Source organism: Halodesulfovibrio aestuarii DSM 17919 = ATCC 29578, from assembly GCF_000384815.1.
Taxonomy (GTDB): Bacteria; Desulfobacterota; Desulfovibrionia; order Desulfovibrionales; family Desulfovibrionaceae; genus Halodesulfovibrio; species Halodesulfovibrio aestuarii.
The window spans coordinates 628,208-649,087 of sequence record NZ_ARQF01000021.1; the positions used below are offsets into that span (position 1 = coordinate 628,208).

Genomic DNA, 20,880 nt, shown 5'->3' on the forward strand with positions numbered 1-20,880 from the left:
TATAGCTTAGCATAAACACTGTTGTTACACAGTATCTATGTCTGGTTAACTGTGTGGATACATGCTATTTAGCAATGTAAACCATATAGTTTTTGTTTGTTCTTTTCAATGTTTTTCAGTAGAGCATTACTTTCTTAAATTGGTGATCTAGTGCCCAGTGTGGCGTATAATACTTTTGGGATATGTTTAGGAGTTGTTTGTGGCGGATTTTCGTAGTGCCTTGTCTTCTGGTGAGTTTTTATTTTTCGATGGTGCAATGGGAACTATGCTGCAAGCACGCGGGTTGACTGCTGGCGTGAGTCCGGAAGTCTGGTGCATGTCAAACCCTGATGTTTTGCAGGGAGTGCATTGTGATTATGCTCGTGCTGGTGCCAATGTTCTCACTACTAATACCTTTGGTGGAACTTCTTTTAAGTTACCGGAGGGTATGGATGTTGTCGGCTTTAACCGGGAAATGGCTGCCGCTGCCAAACGTGCTGCCGTTGAATCTGGCAGGGACGTTTATGTAGCCGGTAGCGTTGGTCCTACTGGACATTTTCTACGCCCTTTGGGTGATGTTGAATTTGCAACACTCGTTGATTCATATAAAGAACAAATTTCCGGCCTTGTAGAAGGCGGTATTGATCTTATTATTTGTGAAACCCACTTTGACGTTGCAGAGTTGCGTGCTGCAGTTGTGGCTGTACGCGAAGTTTGCGATTTACCTGTTGGGGCCTCAATGACATTCGAAAACGGAATGTCATTAACAGGTTCTTCTCCGGAAGTTTTTGTTGAGACTATGCTTAACATGGGGGTTGATTTTGTAGCAACAAACTGTAGCGCAGGGCCGGAGCAAATGGTCCCTGTTGTGCAGGAAATGCTCGAATACTCAACGGTACCTGTGTTGGTTATGCCAAATGCAGGTCTTCCTGAACTTGATGAAAATGGCAATACTGTTTTCCGTCTCGACCCCGATTCTTTTGCAACGCAGACAAAAGTGTTCGCTGAAATGGGGGCACGCTGTCTTGGTGGCTGTTGCGGCACTTCTCCTGATCACATCGCTGCTTTGGTAGCAGCTGTTGACGGATTGATTGCAAAGCCTGTCCTTCGTGAGACAGATTGTTTTTGCATGACGTCTCGGTCTCAGGCTGTACGATTCGGTAAAGAACATCCAGCCCGCATTATTGGCGAACGAATTAACCCGACTGGAAAAAAGCAATTAATCGCTGAATTACAGAATGGTCAGCTTACTTCTGCTTTGATGTTTGCACAGGAGCAGCTTGACTGTGGAGCACCTGTTCTCGATGTGAACGTTGGCGCGCCAATGGTGGATGAAACTGTAATATTACCGGATCTGGTAGAAAAACTGGTATCACAGTTCCCTATACCTCTTTCTATCGATTCTTCGAATATGGATGCAGTTGAAGCTGGGCTTAAAGTGTATCCTGCTTCTGCTCTGGTAAACTCTATCAGCGGTGAGGAAGGGCGCTTGGAGCGTCTGGGGCCATTATGTAAAAAGTATGGTGCACCGTTTATCATGCTTCCTCTTACAGGCAGCAAGTTGCCTGTTGCCGCAAAAGACCGCATCGCCATTATTGATGCAATGTTGGAAAAAGTGGATACACTAGGTATTCCTCGTCGCCTTGTTATGGTCGATGTGCTTGCACTTGCTGTTTCTTCTAAGCCGGAAGCCGCGTTGGCGTGTCTTGAAACTGTTGAATACTGTACAACGCTTGGTCTGCCGACCACTATCGGGCTTTCAAATATTTCTTTTGGGTTACCAGCGAGACCGTTGCTGAATGGCACCTTTTTAGCCATGGCTGTGTCAAAAGGACTGAGTTCCTGTATCGCTCATCCGGGCAATCCGCAGATTTGTGAAACTCTTGCTGCAGCTGAAGTTTTACTTGGCCGTGACGAAAACGCAGCACACTTCATTGCAGGTTTTTCTGGCTGGAAGGCTGGAACAGGAACCGTTGTTGCTGGTGGATCAGTTACAAGCAGTGCTGCTACAACAGTATTTGAAGCGGTCGTAAAAGGTAGTAAGGATGCTGTCATCGGGCTTATTGAAGCCGAGCTGAAAAAGAAGAAAGAGCCGTTTGAAATTGTAAACGGTATGCTTATTCCAGCGATTACTGAAGTCGGGATGAAGTATGAGCGTAAGGAGTATTTCTTACCGCAGCTTCTTCGTTCTGCTGAAACCATGCAGCACGGTTTTTCTTTGTTGCGTCCTCTGTTGGAAAAAGATGCAGCTGCAACTGTCCGTCCTAAAGTAATAATGGCAACGGTTGAAGGTGACATTCATGATATTGGTAAAAATATCGTATGCTTAATGCTTGGCAACCATGGCTTTGACGTGGTTGACCTTGGTAAGGATGTTAAAGCAGAAACCATTGTTGATGCGGCTGCAGAGCATGGCGCTAAAATTATTGGACTTTCTGCCTTGATGACGACGACAATGGTTCGTATGGAAGACACTGTTTCACTGCTGAAAGAACGTGGCATGGATGATGTAAAGGTAATGATTGGCGGGGCGGTTGTAACTGCTGCTTTTGCTGATACTATCGGCGCTCATGGCTACTCTGAAGATGCAGTGTCTGCTGTGCGAGTTGCTCAATCTTTCATAGAGGAGAAGTAGTCAGCATGAAATCTATTAAATCCATAATGCGTATCGCGTTCTTGTGCACGGCATTTGCCGTTGTTCTTGGAGTACAGTCTGCTGTGGCAGAACCTCTAAAAAAAGCGGATACCGCAGAAGTTATTAAGCTCATAAACAGCGGCAAGGGCAAAGTTACCGTTGTGAATTTTTGGGCTTCATGGTGTCCGCCATGCCGTGAAGAACTGCCGGATTTAAAAAAGACTCGTGCTGCATTTTCCGGTGACGACTTGTTGTTGCTCGGCGTTTCTGTGGATGAAAACGCTGCGGCTGCTGAAAAGGCTGTAAAAGAATTCGGGCTGAATTACCCTGTGGTTCTTGCCGAATCTGATGTTTATGAGACGTTTGGAATTAAGTCTATTCCACGCCTTCTTATATACAATACAAAGGGAAAGCTTCTTGTTGATCACGTAGGTCCTGTTAGCTTCAAGGATTTAAAAGTGCTCATCGATCAAGTCTTAAAGGGAAAACAGAAATAATGTCTGAGCCGTTTATTCGCAAAGCACAGATGCGGGACGTGAAGGTGATTCATAACCTGCTGTTAACGTGCTCTAGTCAAGGTGTCCTTCTTCCTCGCTCATTAACTCAATTGTACAATTGCCTGCGAGAATTTAATGTCTTAGATCCTGGTGACGGGGGAGATATTATCGGGTGTTGTGCTCTTTCTATTGTTTGGGAAGGGTTAGCAGAAATCCGTTCCCTTATTGTAGACGAAAAAGCGCGTCGTGGTGGGTACGGTCGTGAGCTTGTAGATGAGTGTATAGACGAAGCTCGCAGATTAGGTATTTACAAAATCTTCACTCTCACCTATCAAGATGCCTTTTTTCAGAAGCTAGGCTTTGTTGAAGTGTCGAAGGAAGTACTGCCTCAAAAGATTTGGGCAGATTGTGTTAATTGTCCTAAATTCCCAGAGTGTGACGAAATCGCCATGCTCTTAGAGATACAACCAGAGAATTCTGGAGAGAGTTAATGGAAATCAAGGAACTTACAGTAGTTTATAGCGAAGAACAGATTCAGGAACGTGTAAAAGAGCTTGCAGAGCAGATCAATAATGACTTCGAGGGAAAAGACCTTGTTGTCGTTTGTGTGCTTAAAGGTGCTTTCATGTTTTTCTCTGATTTATTAAAGCATCTCACCGTTAAGCCCGAAATAGACTTTGTGCGTTGCGCAAGCTATGGCAACAGCACAAACAGTTCTAAAACAGTTTCTTTCACTAAAGACCTCGAAGTTTCTATTAAGGGAAAACATGTTCTCATCGTGGAAGACATTGTTGACACTGGTCATACTATTGCCTTCCTCATGTCTCAGCTTAAAGCTCGTGGTGCAGATTCTCTTAAACTTGCTTCTATTGTAGAAAAAGTTGAGCGTCGCGAAATTGATGTCGTTGTTGATTACCCGGGTTTTACTCTGGAAAAAGGGTTTATTGTCGGGTATGGAATGGACTACGCTGAAAAATATCGTGAGTTGGGAGCTATTTACGAAGCTACTGTAATCGAATAACGGTTTTTGAAAACGTAATTGGGAAGCGTTATGCACATTACCTGTCCAAATTGTTCTACCAAGTTTAGTCTTCCAGATGAAATGTTCAAAGACGGAGCACAAGCTCGTTGCACAGTGTGCGATGAAGTCTTTCCTCTTATTCAACCTGCTGAACATAATGTTGAAGTAGAATCTCAAGAAGAAATATCTTTCTCTGAATCGCCAGAAATGGAAGAAACCATTGCTCCAGATGGCAACATGGATGCACTTATTGGAGAGGAAGGTACATTTGGGCTTGGCGAACCTAAGAAAAAGAAAAAATCCGGTAAGGGTTGTCTTGTCTTTTTCTTGATTCTTCTTCTACTGGGTGGAGCTTGTGCTGGTGCGTGGTATTTTGCACCAGAACTTGTTAACCGGTTCCTGCCTATGAAGGAAAAAGCCCAGAGTGGCCCTGTAACCGTTGCGAATGATGTTTCCCGCATTTCACTCAAAAACATTAGCCAATACTACATTACAAATGAGAAAATTGGTCAGATTTTTGTTATCGAAGGTGATGCAGAAAACCGTTTTGGTGTTCCTAAGGAACTCATTAAGGTGGAGGCAACATTGTACGATGCAAATAATGTAGCGATTGTCGCTAAGCAACAGCTTGCTGGTTCCAGTGTTTCTTTGTTCCAGCTTCAGGTTTTAGCTAAAGAAGAGCTTGCTGATGCGCTGAATAACAAAGTTGAGATCTTGACTAACAACACCAACGTGATGCCTACAAAATCTGTTCATTTTATGGTGGTTTTTTATGATCCGCCTAAGGGTGTTGCAGAGTTTGGGGTGAAGGTTGTTGAAGCTAAGAATCCTCCTGTTCAGTAGTATACAGTGAAGACTCGCGAAATATATATTTGCTCCGCTTGTGGTGCTTCTTCAGCACAATGGCGTGGGCAATGTCCGAAATGTAAGGAGTGGAACACTCTTGAGGCCCGCACTGTTTCGAAAGAGCAGGCCAAAAGGCGTGGTTCCACTCCTTTAGTCTCTTCAGGGTCTGCCATTATTCCTCTTCGTGATGTGAAAGAAGATGACCATACCCCTTTTGGGACGGGCATGGCTGAGCTGGATCGCATCCTCGGTTCCGGTCTTGTGCCGGGAGCGGCTTTGTTGATCGGTGGCGAGCCGGGAATTGGTAAATCAACGTTGCTGCTGCAAGTGGCTGGGGGTGTTGCTGAGTCCGGTAAACAGGTGTTGTATGTTTCCGGTGAAGAGTCATTGGGGCAACTTCGCGCCCGTGCAGCCCGCCTTGACGCTCTGGACGAAAATCTTACCGCGATTTCTACTTCTAAGTTAGATGATGTTCTACCAGTGCTGGAATCATCGAACCCGCCGGACTTGCTGATTGTTGATTCAGTCCAGACTATTTCATCGCTTCGGGTGGAAGGACTGCCCGGTAGTGTAACGCAGGTTCGTGCGGTATCGATTGAACTTATTGAAACATGCAAGCGGGTAGGCATTTCTTTGTTGCTTGTGGGACATGTTACAAAAGATGGGCAGCTTGCGGGGCCAAAACTCCTTGAGCATATGGTAGATACTGTAATCTCCATTGAGGGTGATCGCAGGCAGATGTACCGCATGATGCGTGTCATAAAAAACCGTTTTGGTCCTAATCAGGAACTTATTGTTTTTGAAATGGTGCAGGACGGTATGCAGATTGTGGATGACCCTTCAACTTATTTTCTTGGTGCGCGCGACCCGCAGCTATCCGGCACAGCTGTTGTTATGGCTGTTGACGGGCAGCGTCCATTTGCCGTTGAAGTTCAGGCTCTGGTGAGTCGCAGCTATCTTTCTATCCCACGCCGTACTGGACTCGGTTTTGATGTGAATAGACTGCATCTGTTGCTTGCGGTGCTGGAGAAACGTCTGCGTCTAAATTTTGCAGAGGTCGATATATATGCGAAAGTTGGCGGCGGGATGAAGCTGCAAGACCCGGGGATGGATCTTGCTTTGATTGCTGCTGTGCTTTCTTCTTTTTATGATCTTCCACTTCCTTCTAAGTCGGTATTATGGGGTGAGGTAGATTTGAACGGTCAGGTACGTCCTGTGGCGTCACATGATATCAGACAGCGTCAGGCCGCTAGACTTGGGTACCGTCCTATATTATGTCCTGAATCAGAGCCGGAAACAGGACTGCGCACGATTGTTCAGTTGCAGGAAGCTCTTTTTAGTAAAAATGGGTAGCAGCGTACTCGTATACGTTGTCGTGTAGGGACGTTAAAAAGCAGCAGTACACCAAAATTTCCTTGTGGGTTTTGGTGTTTTTTTGCCGCCTTTTTTTCGTGGGTATGAGTGTGAAAAGCGTATTGTGTTACTTCTCTTAGAGAATAAAGGCAAAATGTAATGTTAGATGACACATGTGTGCAGCGTGGCAGCGTTGCTGATTACCAAAATCATTCAGGGCCGGCTCTTCATTCAGCTCAGGCCTCTTTTGATGCTCAACTGTACACAATGTCTTATGTGCGACTTAGATTGCAATCTGATCTTGCAAGTGAAACTCCGGCTTCTATTTTTGCCGCACAGGAAGAACAGGGAACAGTTTTTTATCTGCCAGAATTAACATTTCTGCCTACGCTCGATGAGTATACAGTCGGTGAGCGCTACCTGCAGTACCATGTTTTAGTAATTTCGCCGTTAGCATGCAGCGCTGAACCTAGCGGTTCAGTATTTGATTCTCTTGGCTCTGCTGAATTTGCCAAGCTGGGCACTACAGGGGATGATTGCTGCAAAAATGTTACGGATGTCTTTTCTCAATATTTTTTATCTGCAATAGGCCGTGGCCAGGCCGATTTCGCTGAAATATCAGAGGAGTTGCGAGAACTGTTGCAGCCTTTGTTTGTTGCACAGGATGTTTTGCAATCTTTCGATGTGCTTCCCAATTCGTCCTGTCAGTCTGAAGACGTTTATCGATCTGATGGTACCGTCCTACTACCGGTAGATGATGCTTCTGAGAAGGTTCCCGTTTCAACCGGCATGCGGGAAGAGGCTTTGGGCGTCGTTTCTGAACCGGAGGAGCATAACTCCGCGGTACCTATGTCCGATTTAGAATGTTCTAATGCACCTCGGGTTACGGACACCATGGACGTGGTTCCTTCCAGCATCTTGAACGAAAGTCGCTCCGGCTATCTTGCGAGTGTTTGCGACCAACGTATGCCTTTTGTGGAAAGTGGGTCTCTTCGTGATTCGGATCCTTCTTTATTTGCTGCGGGCAGTAAAAAGTCTTTCGAAGATAGCGCAGTGTTGTCAGCCTGCAGTTCAGTAAAACCTTTTTCATGTAGAAAAAGGTCCTGCCTTACCCCTCTGCAATCAACCCAGGATGAAGATAAGCTGGATCGATTAATCTCCCATGTAAGCGAATTGTCTCGGATACAGTCAAACTTATACGACTATGCGCTTGCGCATGACGATGATCGTTTGCGTAGTATGGCAGACGAATTTGACCGGCTATACTCAGTACTGCGTGACTCAGCGTTAGAGTTACGTATGGTTTCTCTGAATCCGCTGCTTTTCTCTGTTAAGGATTGGGTCGAGGACTTTGTTCAATCTATGGATAAGCAGTTATTATTCACGTTAGAGGGGGGGGATGTACAAGTTGATGCTGTTATTGCAGAACAAGTAACTGATGCGCTTGCTACATATTTTTCTACAGCTATCCTGCCTTTCTTTGATGATGAAATTCTTTCTATTTCGCTTTCAGTTGAGTATTCTGGCACAGATATTCTGTTAGTTATGGAACATTCTGAATGCGCAATTCAGGGTTCAGAAGAAAACGTGATTATTTCAGAAGCATTACTTCGGTTACAGGCAGAAATCTTAGCGCTTCATGGAGGACTGGCTGTTGAGTGCGGTGATCAGAGCCTTCGTATCATAAAAGTTTGTTTCCCTGTGACGCAGGCAATGATTGAGGGGCTGGTCGTACAGTGCGGCGAAGAGCAATACATTGTTCCTATGAATCAGGTTGCTGAGTGCATTGATTGCAGTCCACGCATGGGGGTTGAAATTAAAGAGGATAAGGTCGTACTTGGTGGTGAGACTGTTCCTTATGTTCGTCTTCGTGAGTATGTAGATATTGATGGTAAGACAGAGCACGAGCAGTGTGTTGTGATTCAGTCTCTTTCAGGCACGTTCGGTTTAATTGTCGATGGTGTCGTGGGGGAACTGCAGGCGGCCATAAAGCCCGTAGGTGCTCTCTATAAGCATGTCGAAATGATTTCAGGCGTATCGGTGAAGTCAGATGGTATTCCGTGCCTTGTGTTGAACCTTCAACATCTGCAAATGGTTGCGGATTGTTTGGTTATAACTTGAGAAAATATATAATTGAGCAATCAAACAACTTTGTAAAAAATTATTTTTTCATTTAATTTGGTGAAATTGTTTAAAAAGACAAATAGTTATCTATTTGTCTTTTTGTTTTATCTAAGAATGTTAAAGTGATGTTTACATAGTGATGTGCTAACTTATTAAAAGATAAGTATATTTTATGTACTTAATCTAAGTGTTAATCGCTTAACCAAGCACAAAGTTTAGTAAGCATGGACAGGAGCGCAGCTGTAGTGTAAAAATCCACAAAATTAAAAGCAAAAGTTCTTTTAAAGCACACCCATAATTATATTATAATAAAAATAACTATTAAGAAGGGCATGATATGACTACTCCAGATGGTGCAATTTTACAGCGCGACAAAAAAACTTATGCAATCGTTCCACGTACCCCGGCAGGTATGCTTACTCCAGATGTTCTTGAGACTATCGCATACGTTTGTCGTAAGTACGAAGTGCCAATTATCAAAATTACTTCCGGCCAGCGCATGGCCCTTGTCGGCATGAAAGAAGAGCAGGTTGAACCAATTTGGGAAGAGCTTAAATGGAAAGTGGGCCGTGCCACTGAACTTTGTGTTCATTACGTTCAGGCCTGCCCTGGTACCGCAGTATGTAAACTCGGCGTGCAAGATTCTCTTGGTTTCGGTCTTGAAATTGAAGAAGCTATGTACGGCAAGCCGTTTCCAGCAAAAGTTAAGTTCGGTATTTCCGGCTGTCCAATGTGCTGTGGCGAAAGTCGTGTTCGTGACATTGGTCTTATTGGCACGAAAAAAGGTTGGGAAGTTATTGTAGGCGGTAACTCTGGTCCTCGTCCTCGTATAGGTGACACTCTTGCAAAAGACCTTACTCAGGAAGAAGCTCAGGCTCTTGTTGAAAAATTCCTCGACTACTATCGTGAAAACTCAGGTAAACGAGTACGTATATCTAAGTTTGTAGAAAAAGAGGGCATTGATGCAATTAAAGAAGCTATTTTATAGTTTTTAGTAAAAATAAAAAGCTCAAAGATATGCAAGTGTTGCATGTCTTTGAGCTTTTTTTTATTCAGATTTTGACGCAGGTAATATTACTGTTACGTCTTCTTGTAAAATGAGTGCATCAGCAGCGAATTGTGCTAATTTAGGAATAAAGCTTTGAATGTTCTCTTTTGTGTCGATAATTTGTATAAGAAGAGGAAGGTCTTCAGAAATACGCAACACACCCATAGAGTGTATTTTTTTGTCTCTGCCATAGCTGTACAAACCTCGGAAAACAGAAACACCTGCAAGGTCTGAATTTTTTGCTTGTTCTATAATAACTTCGTAAAGACTTTGACCATTGAACTGATCTTTTTCACTAATATAAATACTTAGTCGCTGTGTGGGGCCTTGTAAGTTATGCATTGTATTCTCCTACAAAAGTCTACCAAGAGTGAGTCCGAATTTAAGAAGGATAACTCCAGTGATAATTTGTCCCGCAACATTTAAGAGAAAGTACGGCCATTGTGCAGAGTCTAGCAGGGCTGCTGATTCAAAAATGAATGTTGAGAAGGTAGTAAAGGCACCCATGAAGCCAGTAAGCACTATGACACGAAAGTCTGGAGAAAGGGAGAGTCTGTCTTGTGCGTATGCCCAGATAAGACCGAACAGGAAGCACCCGAAAATGTTGACTAGATATGTGCCTATAGGGAAGCTAATGTTTATTGCGCGTTGAAATACCCCTGAAAGTAAATAACGGCTCAAACTGCCCAGCCCGCCGGCACAAAACAGTAGGATGATTTTTGTCATGCTGTTTCCTTGGTTATTATAACAAAAAATCTGGAAGTTTCTATATGGCGTTCGAAATTGAACTGAAATTTATACATATTAACCCCTCATTGCTGCGCGAAAAACTATCAGCACTCGGTGGTTTGTGTAAAGGAAGACATCTGGAGCGCAACGTTGTTTTCGACTTGCCTGAACGGGATATGAAAGAAGCAGGCAAGCTTTTACGCTTACGGACAAAACAGTGGAAAGATCGACATGAGACGGTTCTAACATTGAAACTTCCGCCAAAAGGTGACATGCCTGTAGATGTAAAGATATACGATGAGCGTGAAACTAAAGTTGAGAGCTTTGACGGAACGTATGCTATCCTTGAAGGGCTTGGGTATGATGGAGCCTTTCGGTATGATAAGATGCGTGAAGAATGGGCACTTGATAATGTTGAGATTTGTCTTGATGAACTTTCATTTGATACGGTTGTTGAGTTGGAAGGCGAGCGGGATGATATTTTTGCGGTAGCGGACAAGCTTTGTCTACCGCGTGAAAATGCATCTACTGCCACCTATCATGAATTACACAGCTCCTACCGTGAAAGGGAAAATCTTGCTCCGCAGGATAGTTTTTATTTTACCGATGATGAATGCCAGAGGTTGCTGGAAAAATTGTAGATACGGCAGCAAAGGAGCGATTAATCCTGTGCGTAGGTTGTCACTACCTTAATCTGGCATTAACAATATTACATGTAATGGATTCATTATGGCTGAACATCATAGACCTGACTTTGATTCTGACATTCTGCTTGAAGAAGACCTGAAAGAGCCTCGCAAGTTTCGAGTGCTCATGCATAATGATGACTATACCACAATGGATTTTGTCATTTTAATTCTTGTTGAAGTGTTTCGAAAAACTACGCAGCAGGCAACACAGATTATGCTGAGTATTCATGAAAAAGGTGCCGGAGAATGCGGAGTGTACACCGCAGAAGTTGCAGAAACGAAAATTGCAATAGTCCGTGCCCGCGCAAAAGAAGCTGGCTATCCTCTCAAATGTTCAATGGAAGAGGTATAATATGCTGAGTATACATTTAGAACAAGCGATTGCTAACGCTGTTCACGAAGTACAGGAACGAAATCATGAATTTTTAACCCTTGAGCATCTTCTTTACGGTATCGCTCAGGATGACCAAGGGTACTATATTCTAGAGCAGGCCGGTGCAGATGTGCCGTCTCTGTTAAAACGTGTAGAGGTATTTTTTGCCTCGCATCTTGAACCGTTACCGGAAGATGTACCTACAGAGATTATCCGGACTATTAGTGTCCAGAGAGTGTTGCAGCGCGCGGCCATGCAGATGCAGTCATCCGGTCGTGATGTTGTAGAAATTGGTGATGTGCTCGCAGCTATCTTTGAAGAAGAAGATTCCTATGCCCTTTATTTCCTGCGTCATATGGAAGTCACTCGTTTAGATATTCTGGAAGTCGTTTCTCATGAGATGGACGGAAGTGAGTGGGTAATGATGGATGAAGCGGGCATGAACGAATCCCGTACAGACTCGCTTACCGAATTCTGCGTTAATCTTACCGAGAAAGCTAAGCAAGGTGGAATTGATCCGCTTATTGGCCGGAAGACAGAGCTTGAACGTACTATTCAGGTTCTTGCCCGCCGCCGCAAGAACAATCCGTTGTTTGTAGGTGAACCTGGGGTAGGTAAAACTGCGCTTGCTGAAGGGCTTGCTGTCCGTATTGTTGACGGTAATGTTCCTGAAAGTTTCCATGATGCACATATTTATGCATTGGACATGGGGCTGTTGCTTGCCGGCACTAAGTATCGCGGTGATTTTGAGTCTCGCCTTAAAGGGGTGATTCAGGATCTTAAAAAGATAGATGGTGCAATTCTCTTTATTGATGAAATCCATACTATTGTAGGCGCGGGTGCGACAACAGGCGGCTCAATGGATGCTTCCAATATCCTTAAACCTGTTCTTGCCAGTGGTGATATTAAATGTATTGGGTCAACGACCTATGAAGAGTACAAAAACCATTTTGAAAAAGACCGTGCCTTGTCCCGTCGTTTCCAGAAAATTGATGTTCCGGAACCTACTATTGAAGAGTGCATGTCTATTTTGAAAGGTCTTAAGCCATATTATGAAGAGCATCATGGTGTGCGTTATAGCCAGCCTGCAATTAAAGCATCGGTTGAGCTTTCCGCACGGTATATAACTGAGCGTTTTCTTCCTGATAAAGCTATTGATGTAATCGATGAAGCCGGTGCAGCATATCGCCTGCATGGTACACACCGTAAGAGTAATACTATTACGGCAAACGATATAGAGCGTGTTGTAGCAAAGATGGCGCGTATTCCAGAACAGCGCGTCTCTACAGGTGACAAGCAGAAGTTGTCCGGTTTGGTTGATGATTTAAAAGCACAGGTTTATGGGCAGGATAAGGCTGTTGATATCGTAGGAAAAGCCATTCTACGCAGTCGTGCAGGTTTGGGTAGAGATGATCGCCCCACTGGCTCATTCCTTTTTTATGGTCCTACAGGTGTGGGTAAAACAGAGCTTGCCCGTCAGCTCGCAACACAGCTTGGTGTGCAGTTCCTTAGATACGACATGAGTGAGTACATGGAGAAGCACGCGGTTTCCCGTCTTATCGGGGCACCTCCGGGCTATGTTGGTTTTGATCAGGGTGGGCAGCTCACAGATGCTGTTCGTAAACATCCGCACGCTGTAGTTCTGCTTGATGAAATTGAAAAAGCGCATCCAGATATCTTTAATATTCTTTTGCAGGTTATGGATTATGCGACCTTGACAGATAACTCCGGTCGTAAAGCAGACTTCCGCAATATTATTCTTATCATGACTTCCAACGCCGGTGCCCGTGAAATGGTAGCAAAATCCATTGGGTTTGGCACACAGGGGAAAGTTGATGTGGCGCAGCGCGGCTTGAAAGCTGTAGAACGTACTTTTAGTCCGGAATTTAGAAACCGCCTTGATGCAATGGTTCCATTCCACGGCCTTGGTGAGTCCATTATGGAACGCATTGTAGATAAGTTTGTGGCGGAACTGGAAGACATGCTTAAATCTAAGCGGGTGCAGATTGAATTAACAGAGGCAGCGCGGAAACGTCTTGCAGCTAAAGGCTATGATGATGCTTTTGGTGCACGACCAATGCGTAGAGTAGTCAGAACAGGGCTTGAAGATGCCATCGCACATGAAGTTCTTTTTGGTGACTTGCAAAAAGGCGGTATAGCTACTGTTGATGTTAAGGATGTAAAAGCACCACAGGATGCAGAAGATCTTGGCTTGAGTCTGACATTCCTGCCGTTGAGTTCTAAAAAGAAAAAGTAACTGCGGTTGTGTGAGGCTTAGGCAACGTTTTAAAATAGCAATTATGACAGTTTATTTACTTTCAGATGATGATGTCGCCTTCCCCAACCCTGCATTAGCAGATGGGGAAGGACTTCTTGCCGTTGGCGGTGATTTATGTATGGAGCGTCTTATCAATGGATATGCCAACGGTATTTTTCCTTGGTATGATGATGACTCTCCTATCCTTTGGTGGTCTCCGGATCCACGTTTTGTCCTTTATCCTAAAGAATTGCATATTCCACGCAGTTTACGTCGAGTTATAAATTCGCGTAAATTTACTATCAAAATTGATACTGCCTTTGAAAAAGTTATTCGGAATTGTGCTACGTCACAGCGCCCTGATGAAGAAGGCACATGGATTGTAGAAGAGATGATACAAGCTTACTGCGAGTTGAACGATGCAGGGTTAGCACACTCTATCGAAACATGGCGTGATGATGAACTTGTAGGTGGACTTTATGGAGTCTCTTTGGGGAAGGTCTTTTATGGTGAGTCCATGTTTTTCAAGGAGTCAGACGCGTCAAAAGTTGCTCTTGTATGGCTCGCCCGATTGCTTGTTGCGGCGGGGTTTGAGATGATAGACTGTCAACAGGTGACAGACAATCTTGAACGTTTTGGTGCAGTCGCTATCTCACGCGAAGAGTTCTTGAAGAAGCTTCATAACGCACTGGAAGCACAGACTATTCAAGGGCAATGGATGTTTCCTGAAGAGTTTTTTCCGTTATAATTTAAAAAATCCCTGTTCGTTAGAACAGGGATTTTTTAACATACACGGAAGCTTGATGTTTAAGGCTAAATGACATTCGGCTCATGCTGGTCCAGATCGTAGAACCCTCTAAAATTAAACGGTAAAGGGTATTCATGCACTTTATCGAACTTAATGAAGCCCATGCTTTTTCCTTCAGGTATGGAGGCAAGAGGCATGGTGCCTTGCGGAACAGGAAAAGAGAGTGGAGCTGCGAAAATACCTTCAAGTCTGGTCTGGTATCGCTCTTCAAGATAACTAATAATCATATCCCGTTCTTCTTTGGTAAAACTTTCGAGTATCATCTCTTTGGTGTCCTCAAGTGTACCGGTAAGGTCGGGGCTAAGTTTCTGTTTTTCATAATCTGTATCTATGCAGCGAAGTAGATTTGTGTCTTGTCGTTCTTCTTCAGGAATGTCAGAACGGAACAGATGTACTTCTACATGCTTGCGTCCCTTGAAGCTACGTATGACTATTGTCATGGCGTAGATTCTATCAATGGGGGTGTTACCGGGGGCAGAGACAATTTCTTTCTGCATATGGTTCCCTCCGCGGAAACTGATATTATCTATATTTCTGCATGTTATGTGATTGTTCACGTAGCTGCAACAGAGTGATTAATTTTTTGTTTTACTATAGTTCCGGTAGTGTTAAGTCGAAAGCTATGTGAGCATCCGTCTACCATTTCGTGATATTGTCGTTGAATATAATAAGAGGAAGTAATGCAGGATACGCTGTTTACATTAGAAACTTCATTCACCCCGCAAGGTGATCAGCCACAAGCTATTGAAGAGCTGACAACGAACTTGGAGCAAGGTGTGCAGGATCAGATCCTGCTCGGAGTTACCGGTTCCGGTAAAACCTTTTCAGTTGCACAGACCATTGCCCGTGTTCAACGTCCTGCGCTTATTCTTGCGCCAAACAAGACATTGGCGGCGCAGCTGTATAATGAATTTAAAGAATTATTCCCGCATAATGCGGTTGAATATTTTGTAAGTTATTATGACTATTATCAGCCGGAAGCCTATGTTCCGTCGTCTGATACGTATATTGAAAAAGATTCATCTATCAACGATAACATCGATAAATTACGCCATGCTGCGACGCATGCGTTGCTTACTCGTCGTGACGTAATCATTATTGCATCGGTGTCCTGCATTTATGGTCTTGGCTCTCCAGAATACTATGCAAAGTTGGTTATTCCTGTAGAGGTGGGGCAGGCTCTCTCTATGGATGAGATCATTACACGTCTTGTGGAAGTTCAGTATGAGCGCAATGACTATGACTTCCACCGCGGTACGTTCAGAGTGCGTGGGGATGTGTTGGAAATAATTCCGGCGTACCACCATGAAAAGGCGTTACGGATAGAATTTTTTGGTGATGATATCGATGCAATGCATGAGATTGATCCTATTACAGGTAATATTCTCGGAAGTATCGGAAAAACTGTCATTTATCCTGCAAGTCACTATGTATCAGACAAGGACAATTTAAAGCGTGCTGTTTCTGATATCCGTGAAGAGTTACAAGTTCGACTTGCAGAGTTCAAGGCTCAGAATAAACTTGTGGAAGCGCAGCGGTTGGAACAACGTACGATGCTTGATCTCGAAATGATCGAAGAAATGGGCTATTGTACAGGTATTGAAAATTACTCTCGCCATCTGGATTGCCGTAAAGAAGGTGATCCTCCAGCGTGTTTGCTTGATTACTTTCCTAAAGATTTTTTATTATTTATTGATGAAAGCCATATTACGGTTTCTCAGGTCGGGGCAATGTACAAAGGGGACCGCTCCCGTAAAAGTACTCTTGTTGACTTTGGTTTCCGTCTTCCTTCTGCTTTGGATAACCGTCCACTTGAATTTAATGAATTTCTGGAACGGATAGGGCAGACGGTATACGTTTCTGCAACTCCCGGTAAATGGGAGCTTGAGCGAACTCAGGGGCTTGTTGTCGAACAGATTATTCGTCCTACAGGGCTTGTTGATCCACAGCTTGAAGTTCGTCCAACAAAAGGTCAGATGGAGGATTTGTTAGGGGAGTGTAAGCAGCGTATTGCTAAGAATGAACGTGTACTTGTTACAACTCTTACAAAACGTATGGCTGAAGACCTAACCGAGTACTTTAAGAGTATGGGCGTGAGTACCCGTTATCTGCACTCTGACATTGATACTATGGAACGTATGGCAATTATTCAGGCATTGCGTAGAAAAGAGTGCGATGTGTTAGTTGGAATTAACTTGTTGCGAGAAGGTCTTGATATACCGGAAGTTTCTTTGGTAGCAATACTCGATGCGGACAAGGAAGGTTTCTTGCGTTCTGTAGGTTCACTTATTCAGACTTTTGGTCGTGCTGCACGTAATGCCAGTGGTAGGGTTATCATGTATGCTGATACTATTACCAAGAGTATGAAAGCGGCAATGGGTGAAACGGAACGCAGACGTGAAAAGCAGGAGGCTTTTAACATAGAGCACGGTATTGTTCCGCAAACAATTATGAAACGTATTGATACGCCGTTTGATTCAATTGCTCCTAATGCTGCTGAGGCAGATAAAGGCAAGAAAGGTAAAAAGGGCGTGGCTATTGCGCCGGAGATTGAACAGGATCCTAAAAAACTGGCTAAGATGATAGCTAAGCTTGAACGTGAAATGCGTGAAGCGGCAAAAGAGCTTGAGTTTGAAAAAGCTGCAGAATTAAGAGATCAAATTCATATCCTTCGGGAACGTCTGCTTGAAACTGGTTAATCTGGGGAAATGCATGAAGTTGTTTTCCAAGTCTTTTGTTGGCCGTCTTGTTCGTCTACGAAATCAGTTGGGAGTCTTCTGGCCTCTGATGGTCAGTCAGATTTCTATACTCGGTGTCGTTGCATTAGCTGTGTACGGCTATATGGAGCTTGAGGGATGGTCCATGGCTGACGCTGTCTACATGGTGGTCATTACGCTTTCCACAGTAGGCTTTGGTGAGGTTCAGCCTCTGTCCCCTGCAGGACGTATTTTAACTTCTTTCCTCATTCTGGCTGGTGTTGGTAACTTTGCTTTTATTCTGGGTGCATTTTCCCAATTATTGGTTGAAGGGAAGTTTTTTCACATTATCGGGAGCCGCAGGGTGCTTAAAACAATCAGCAAACTTAAAGATCATTGTGTCGTCTGTGGCTATGGCCGCATAGGCTCGGTTGTGGTGAAGGAAATTATCGCAGAGGGGCAAGACGTAGTTGTTATTGAAAACGATCCGGAAATGGTACAGCATCTTCAAGAAGAAGGTACGTTATACATAGATGGAGATGCCACCTCTGATGACGTGCTTGTCCAGTCCGGTATTGCGAATGCAAAAAGTCTTATTACTGCATTATCCGAAGATGCCGCGAATGTTTATGTTGTGCTGAGTGCGCGGGAGATGAATCAGGAACTGTATATTGTTTCAAGAGCCAGTTCTCATGAACGTGTAAGCAAGCTGAAGCAGGCAGGTGCAGATTCTGTAATTCTTCCAAACCATATCGGTGGGTTACGACTTGCGCAGTCTGTGCTTCGTCCGACTGTGACGAGCTTTATGGAACTGGCAAATAGAAGAAGCACAATAGATATCCAGATGGAAGAGCTTACTATACGCGAAGGCTCGTCCCTTGTAGGTAAAGATCTTATTGAATCGGAGCTTCGCCCTAAATTTAACCTCATTGTTATCGCCATTAAGAAACAGGGGCAGGATATGATTTTTAACCCTGATGGTAAAACCGTGTTGGACGCAGGGAATACAATTGTTGCTGTTGGTGCAAAGGAAAAACTAGATGAATTTGCACAGCTTTTATAAAAAGTATTGAGCATCAGTTGATAACGGGCTGAGATGTGCTGAAAATTTTGTGTGTTTATAAATATAAACACAGTGAGAGTTTAGTACCGTCGCGGACATATGTTTTTGATAATCCGTAATTATGAGTGTAGAAGATTGTGGTGTCTCACTGTATTCTGCACTCATTTTTTGTATGTAAAAAAGCGTCAAATCTGAGAGAATTCCCATTTGAACGGGGACAATACACTGGACAATAAAGAGTAAGAAAAGTATCCAGCGGTTCTAAAAAAAACTCAACGCAAGGGCCGTTATGTTGTACAAATGTACAGCACTTACTTAGCCTGAGTTTCTAAGATTTTGTAAATAAAGCTGCAAGTCTCCTTGCACAGATAAAATAAGGTGTCGCATGTCCGATTCTACCACGTTGTCTTTCAATGAAGCTCAAGAGAGAGTTTTCCACCTTCGTAAGGAACTCGAGCACCATAGCTATTTGTATTACGTTCAGGATGCTCCTGAAATAACAGATGCTGAATATGATGTTCTTTTTCTGGAACTGAAAGGGCTTGAAGAAGCATATCCCGAACTGCTTACTTCTGACTCTCCCACTATGAAGGTTGGTGGAGAAGTTCTTCCAAGTTTACAGTCTCAAGAACACACCTTACGCATGTATAGTCTTGATAACGCGTTCAGCGGGGAAGAATTTTTTGCGTTTGTGGACCGTATTAAACGCCAACAGGCTGATGCAGACCTGTCTTTTTGGATTGATCCTAAAATGGACGGACTCGCTATGGAGATCATTTATGAGAATGGCTCCTTTACCGCGGCACTGACTCGAGGCGATGGAACTGTCGGTGAAGTTGTAACCCACACGGTCCGTACCATTAAAAACGTTCCCTTGCGACTGCGTGGCGAGAATCCTCCGACCCGGCTGGAAGTTCGTGGTGAAGTCGTTATCAGACGCGATGCCTTTGCTAAGCTGAATGAGACTCAGCGCAAGTATGGTAAGAAGGTTTTTGCTAACCCGCGTAACGCTGCGGCGGGGTCTGTTCGTCAGCTGGATTCTTCGGTAGCGGCTGAACGTCCACTTATGTTTCTTGCTTACGGTGTAGGTGTGGTAGAGTGGGAGAATGAGGGACAGGAGTGGACTACCCAGAAAGCGATTATTAATGGCTTGTCCGACTTAGGTTTTACGGTACCACCGGAAGCACAGCTTTGCGGGAGTCCCGAGGACGTAAATGCCTTATTCGAACAGTTGCGAGAAAAGCGTGATACATTGCCGTTTGAAATTGACGGCATGGTAGCAAAACTGAACGATCTGGAGTTGCAAAGATCGCTCGGCTTTACTGCCAGATTTCCCCGCTGGGCAATTGCCTTCAAATTTCCTGCTCAGCAAGCAGTGACTAGGTTAGAAGAAATTACTATTCAGGTTGGCCGCACAGGAGTGTTAACACCGGTAGCCATTCTTGAGCCTGTAGAAGTCGGCGGTGTTGTTGTGTCCCGTGCAACTCTGCATAACGAAGACGAAATTCAGGCAAAAGGGCTTATGGAAGGGGATATGGTCATCGTTCAGCGCGCTGGAGATGTTATCCCTGAGGTTGTTCGTGCGTTGGTAGAAAAGCGTACCGGATCAGAAAGAGCGTTTACGTTTCCTAGAAAATGTCCTGTCTGTAATTCTGACGCCGTACGGGAAGAGGGTGAGGCTGCATGGCGTTGTATTAACGTAACTTGTCCCGCAGTTGTTAAACGTTCTATTGTGCACTTTGTATCTAAGGCTGGACTGGATATTCAAGGCGTCGGTAAAAGTTGGGTAGAGAAGCTTGTAGATAAAGGCATGGTTAACGATCCAGTTGACTTGTTTGAAGTGAAGCGGCTTGATTTAATGCAGTTTGAAGGAATGGGGCCTGTTTCTGCACAAAAATTTGTTACCGCACTTGCAGATGTTAAAAAGACAGCGCCTTTGTCCCGTTTTATCTGTGCATTAGGAATTCGCCATGTAGGTGAACAGACTGGCAAGGTTTTGGCAAAAACGTATAAAGATTTAGACGCGCTTGCTCATGCGAATGTTACAGAGCTTCAGGAGCTTCCAGACGTAGGTGCAGAGATTGCTGAATCTATAGTCGACTTTTTCGATAACGAAGCTAACAAGGCGATGCTGGAGCGTTTTAAAGCTATCGGGTTAGACCCTAAGCAGGAAGAATCTGTAGTCATCGATGAAGATCATCCTTTTGCAGGTAAGACAGTTGTTTTTACCGGCTCACTGACAACAAAGCGTGCTGATGCTAAGGAAATGGCAGAAAGTGTAGGCGCAAAGGTTGTGGGAAGTGTTTCTAAAAAACTCGATTACCTTATAGTTGGTGAAAACGCAGGGAGCAAGCTTGCAAAAGCAGAGCAACTCGGGATAACAATTTTAACGGAAGATGAGTTCTTAGCAATGTATAAGGGTAATTCTTCAACACAAAATGTGGACTCTGAAGCTGTGGCGGCAGCAGACGAAACGTCTTCAGGTATCGAAGAATTATTACAGGAAACTGCGGATATTTCTGTTACAAAAAATGAAGAGAGAAAAGATGTTGCGGCGGAGTCTGCTGCGCTAGATGACGCATCTATTGTAACGGAACAGAATATCGTAAAAGAGTCAGTGAAGGACGAATCTTCTCAAGAGATTAAAGATACTGAAAAAGAAAAAACTGCAAAAAAACAAAAGGTAAAGACGAGGAAGAATGAATCTCCTATCACTTTACCTGGTATTAAATAACGTACTCTCTTTTATCGGGATCAAGGGG

Annotated in this window: 18 protein-coding genes; 15 read left to right on the forward strand and 3 right to left on the reverse strand. The window is 44.0% G+C overall.

Annotated features, from left to right (window positions below; translation table 11 throughout):
- Positions 1 to 199 precede the first annotated feature (199 nt).
- The 8 genes from F461_RS0113810 (at position 200) to F461_RS0113845 (ending at position 9,443) form a co-directional block, all read left to right on the forward strand.
- Complete coding sequence (locus tag F461_RS0113810) at positions 200 to 2,614, forward strand: homocysteine S-methyltransferase family protein (protein WP_020001750.1); 2,415 nt, start codon at positions 200 to 202, stop codon at positions 2,612 to 2,614.
- 5 nt (positions 2,615 to 2,619) lie between these two features.
- Positions 2,620 to 3,111 (forward strand): TlpA family protein disulfide reductase, encoded by a 492-nt coding sequence (locus tag F461_RS18760; RefSeq protein WP_020001751.1) that lies wholly within the window; start codon positions 2,620 to 2,622, stop codon positions 3,109 to 3,111.
- On the forward strand, positions 3,111 to 3,602 hold the full coding sequence (locus tag F461_RS0113820; protein WP_020001752.1) for an N-acetyltransferase: 492 nt from the start codon (positions 3,111 to 3,113) through the stop codon (positions 3,600 to 3,602). The genes F461_RS18760 and F461_RS0113820 overlap by 1 nt, the downstream gene beginning before the upstream one ends.
- Complete coding sequence (gene hpt / locus F461_RS0113825; RefSeq protein ID WP_020001753.1) at positions 3,602 to 4,132, forward strand: hypoxanthine phosphoribosyltransferase; 531 nt, start codon at positions 3,602 to 3,604, stop codon at positions 4,130 to 4,132. Before F461_RS0113820 ends, hpt begins: the two co-directional genes overlap by 1 nt.
- A gap of 30 nt (positions 4,133 to 4,162) precedes the next feature.
- A complete protein-coding gene (locus tag F461_RS0113830) occupies positions 4,163 to 4,975 on the forward strand; it encodes a DUF3426 domain-containing protein (RefSeq protein ID WP_020001754.1) in 813 nt (270 codons plus the stop codon).
- 6 nt (positions 4,976 to 4,981) lie between these two features.
- Positions 4,982 to 6,331: a DNA repair protein RadA gene (radA, locus tag F461_RS0113835; protein WP_020001755.1), complete on the forward strand. Its 1,350-nt coding sequence runs from the start codon at positions 4,982 to 4,984 to the stop codon at positions 6,329 to 6,331.
- A 159-nt stretch (positions 6,332 to 6,490) separates the two neighbouring features.
- Positions 6,491 to 8,452 (forward strand): chemotaxis protein CheW, encoded by a 1,962-nt coding sequence (locus F461_RS0113840; RefSeq protein ID WP_020001756.1) that lies wholly within the window; start codon positions 6,491 to 6,493, stop codon positions 8,450 to 8,452.
- Positions 8,453 to 8,792: 340 nt separating this feature from the next.
- Positions 8,793 to 9,443, forward strand: coding sequence for a nitrite/sulfite reductase domain-containing protein (locus F461_RS0113845; RefSeq protein WP_020001757.1), 651 nt, complete (start codon positions 8,793 to 8,795; stop codon positions 9,441 to 9,443).
- A gap of 60 nt (positions 9,444 to 9,503) precedes the next feature.
- Here F461_RS0113845 and F461_RS0113850 read toward each other — a convergent pair whose 3' ends face one another.
- On the reverse strand, positions 9,504 to 9,845 hold the full coding sequence (locus F461_RS0113850) for a DUF190 domain-containing protein (protein WP_020001758.1): 342 nt from the start codon (positions 9,843 to 9,845) through the stop codon (positions 9,504 to 9,506).
- A gap of 9 nt (positions 9,846 to 9,854) precedes the next feature.
- The gene (gene crcB, locus F461_RS0113855; protein WP_020001759.1) at positions 9,855 to 10,229 is read right to left on the reverse strand and encodes a fluoride efflux transporter CrcB; all 375 of its coding nucleotides are present in this window, start codon (positions 10,227 to 10,229) and stop codon (positions 9,855 to 9,857) included.
- Positions 10,230 to 10,273: 44 nt separating this feature from the next.
- Between crcB and F461_RS0113860 the strand changes: the two genes are divergently transcribed.
- The 4 genes from F461_RS0113860 (at position 10,274) to aat (ending at position 14,299) form a co-directional block, all read left to right on the forward strand.
- Positions 10,274 to 10,873, forward strand: coding sequence for a class IV adenylate cyclase (locus F461_RS0113860; RefSeq protein WP_020001760.1), 600 nt, complete (start codon positions 10,274 to 10,276; stop codon positions 10,871 to 10,873).
- An 88-nt stretch (positions 10,874 to 10,961) separates the two neighbouring features.
- Positions 10,962 to 11,273: an ATP-dependent Clp protease adaptor ClpS gene (locus tag F461_RS0113865; RefSeq protein ID WP_020001761.1), complete on the forward strand. Its 312-nt coding sequence runs from the start codon at positions 10,962 to 10,964 to the stop codon at positions 11,271 to 11,273.
- A 1-nt stretch (position 11,274) separates the two neighbouring features.
- A complete protein-coding gene (gene clpA / locus F461_RS0113870) occupies positions 11,275 to 13,551 on the forward strand; it encodes an ATP-dependent Clp protease ATP-binding subunit ClpA (RefSeq protein WP_020001762.1) in 2,277 nt (758 codons plus the stop codon).
- Between the two features lie 43 nt (positions 13,552 to 13,594).
- On the forward strand, positions 13,595 to 14,299 hold the full coding sequence (gene aat / locus F461_RS0113875; RefSeq protein WP_020001763.1) for a leucyl/phenylalanyl-tRNA--protein transferase: 705 nt from the start codon (positions 13,595 to 13,597) through the stop codon (positions 14,297 to 14,299).
- A gap of 65 nt (positions 14,300 to 14,364) precedes the next feature.
- On the opposite strand, the gene F461_RS0113880 is transcribed toward aat, so the two are convergent.
- A complete protein-coding gene (locus tag F461_RS0113880) occupies positions 14,365 to 14,856 on the reverse strand; it encodes a hypothetical protein (RefSeq protein ID WP_020001764.1) in 492 nt (163 codons plus the stop codon).
- 183 nt (positions 14,857 to 15,039) lie between these two features.
- Here F461_RS0113880 and uvrB point away from each other — a divergent pair, with 183 nt between their 5' ends.
- The 3 genes from uvrB to ligA all read left to right on the forward strand — a co-directional run bounded on the left by uvrB (position 15,040) and on the right by ligA (position 20,852).
- Positions 15,040 to 17,058 (forward strand): excinuclease ABC subunit UvrB, encoded by a 2,019-nt coding sequence (gene uvrB, locus F461_RS0113885; RefSeq protein ID WP_020001765.1) that lies wholly within the window; start codon positions 15,040 to 15,042, stop codon positions 17,056 to 17,058.
- Positions 17,059 to 17,071: 13 nt separating this feature from the next.
- Positions 17,072 to 18,118, forward strand: coding sequence for a potassium channel family protein (locus tag F461_RS0113890; protein ID WP_020001766.1), 1,047 nt, complete (start codon positions 17,072 to 17,074; stop codon positions 18,116 to 18,118).
- 385 nt (positions 18,119 to 18,503) lie between these two features.
- Positions 18,504 to 20,852: an NAD-dependent DNA ligase LigA gene (ligA, locus tag F461_RS0113895; RefSeq protein ID WP_020001767.1), complete on the forward strand. Its 2,349-nt coding sequence runs from the start codon at positions 18,504 to 18,506 to the stop codon at positions 20,850 to 20,852.
- The last annotated feature ends 28 nt before the right edge of the window (positions 20,853 to 20,880 follow it).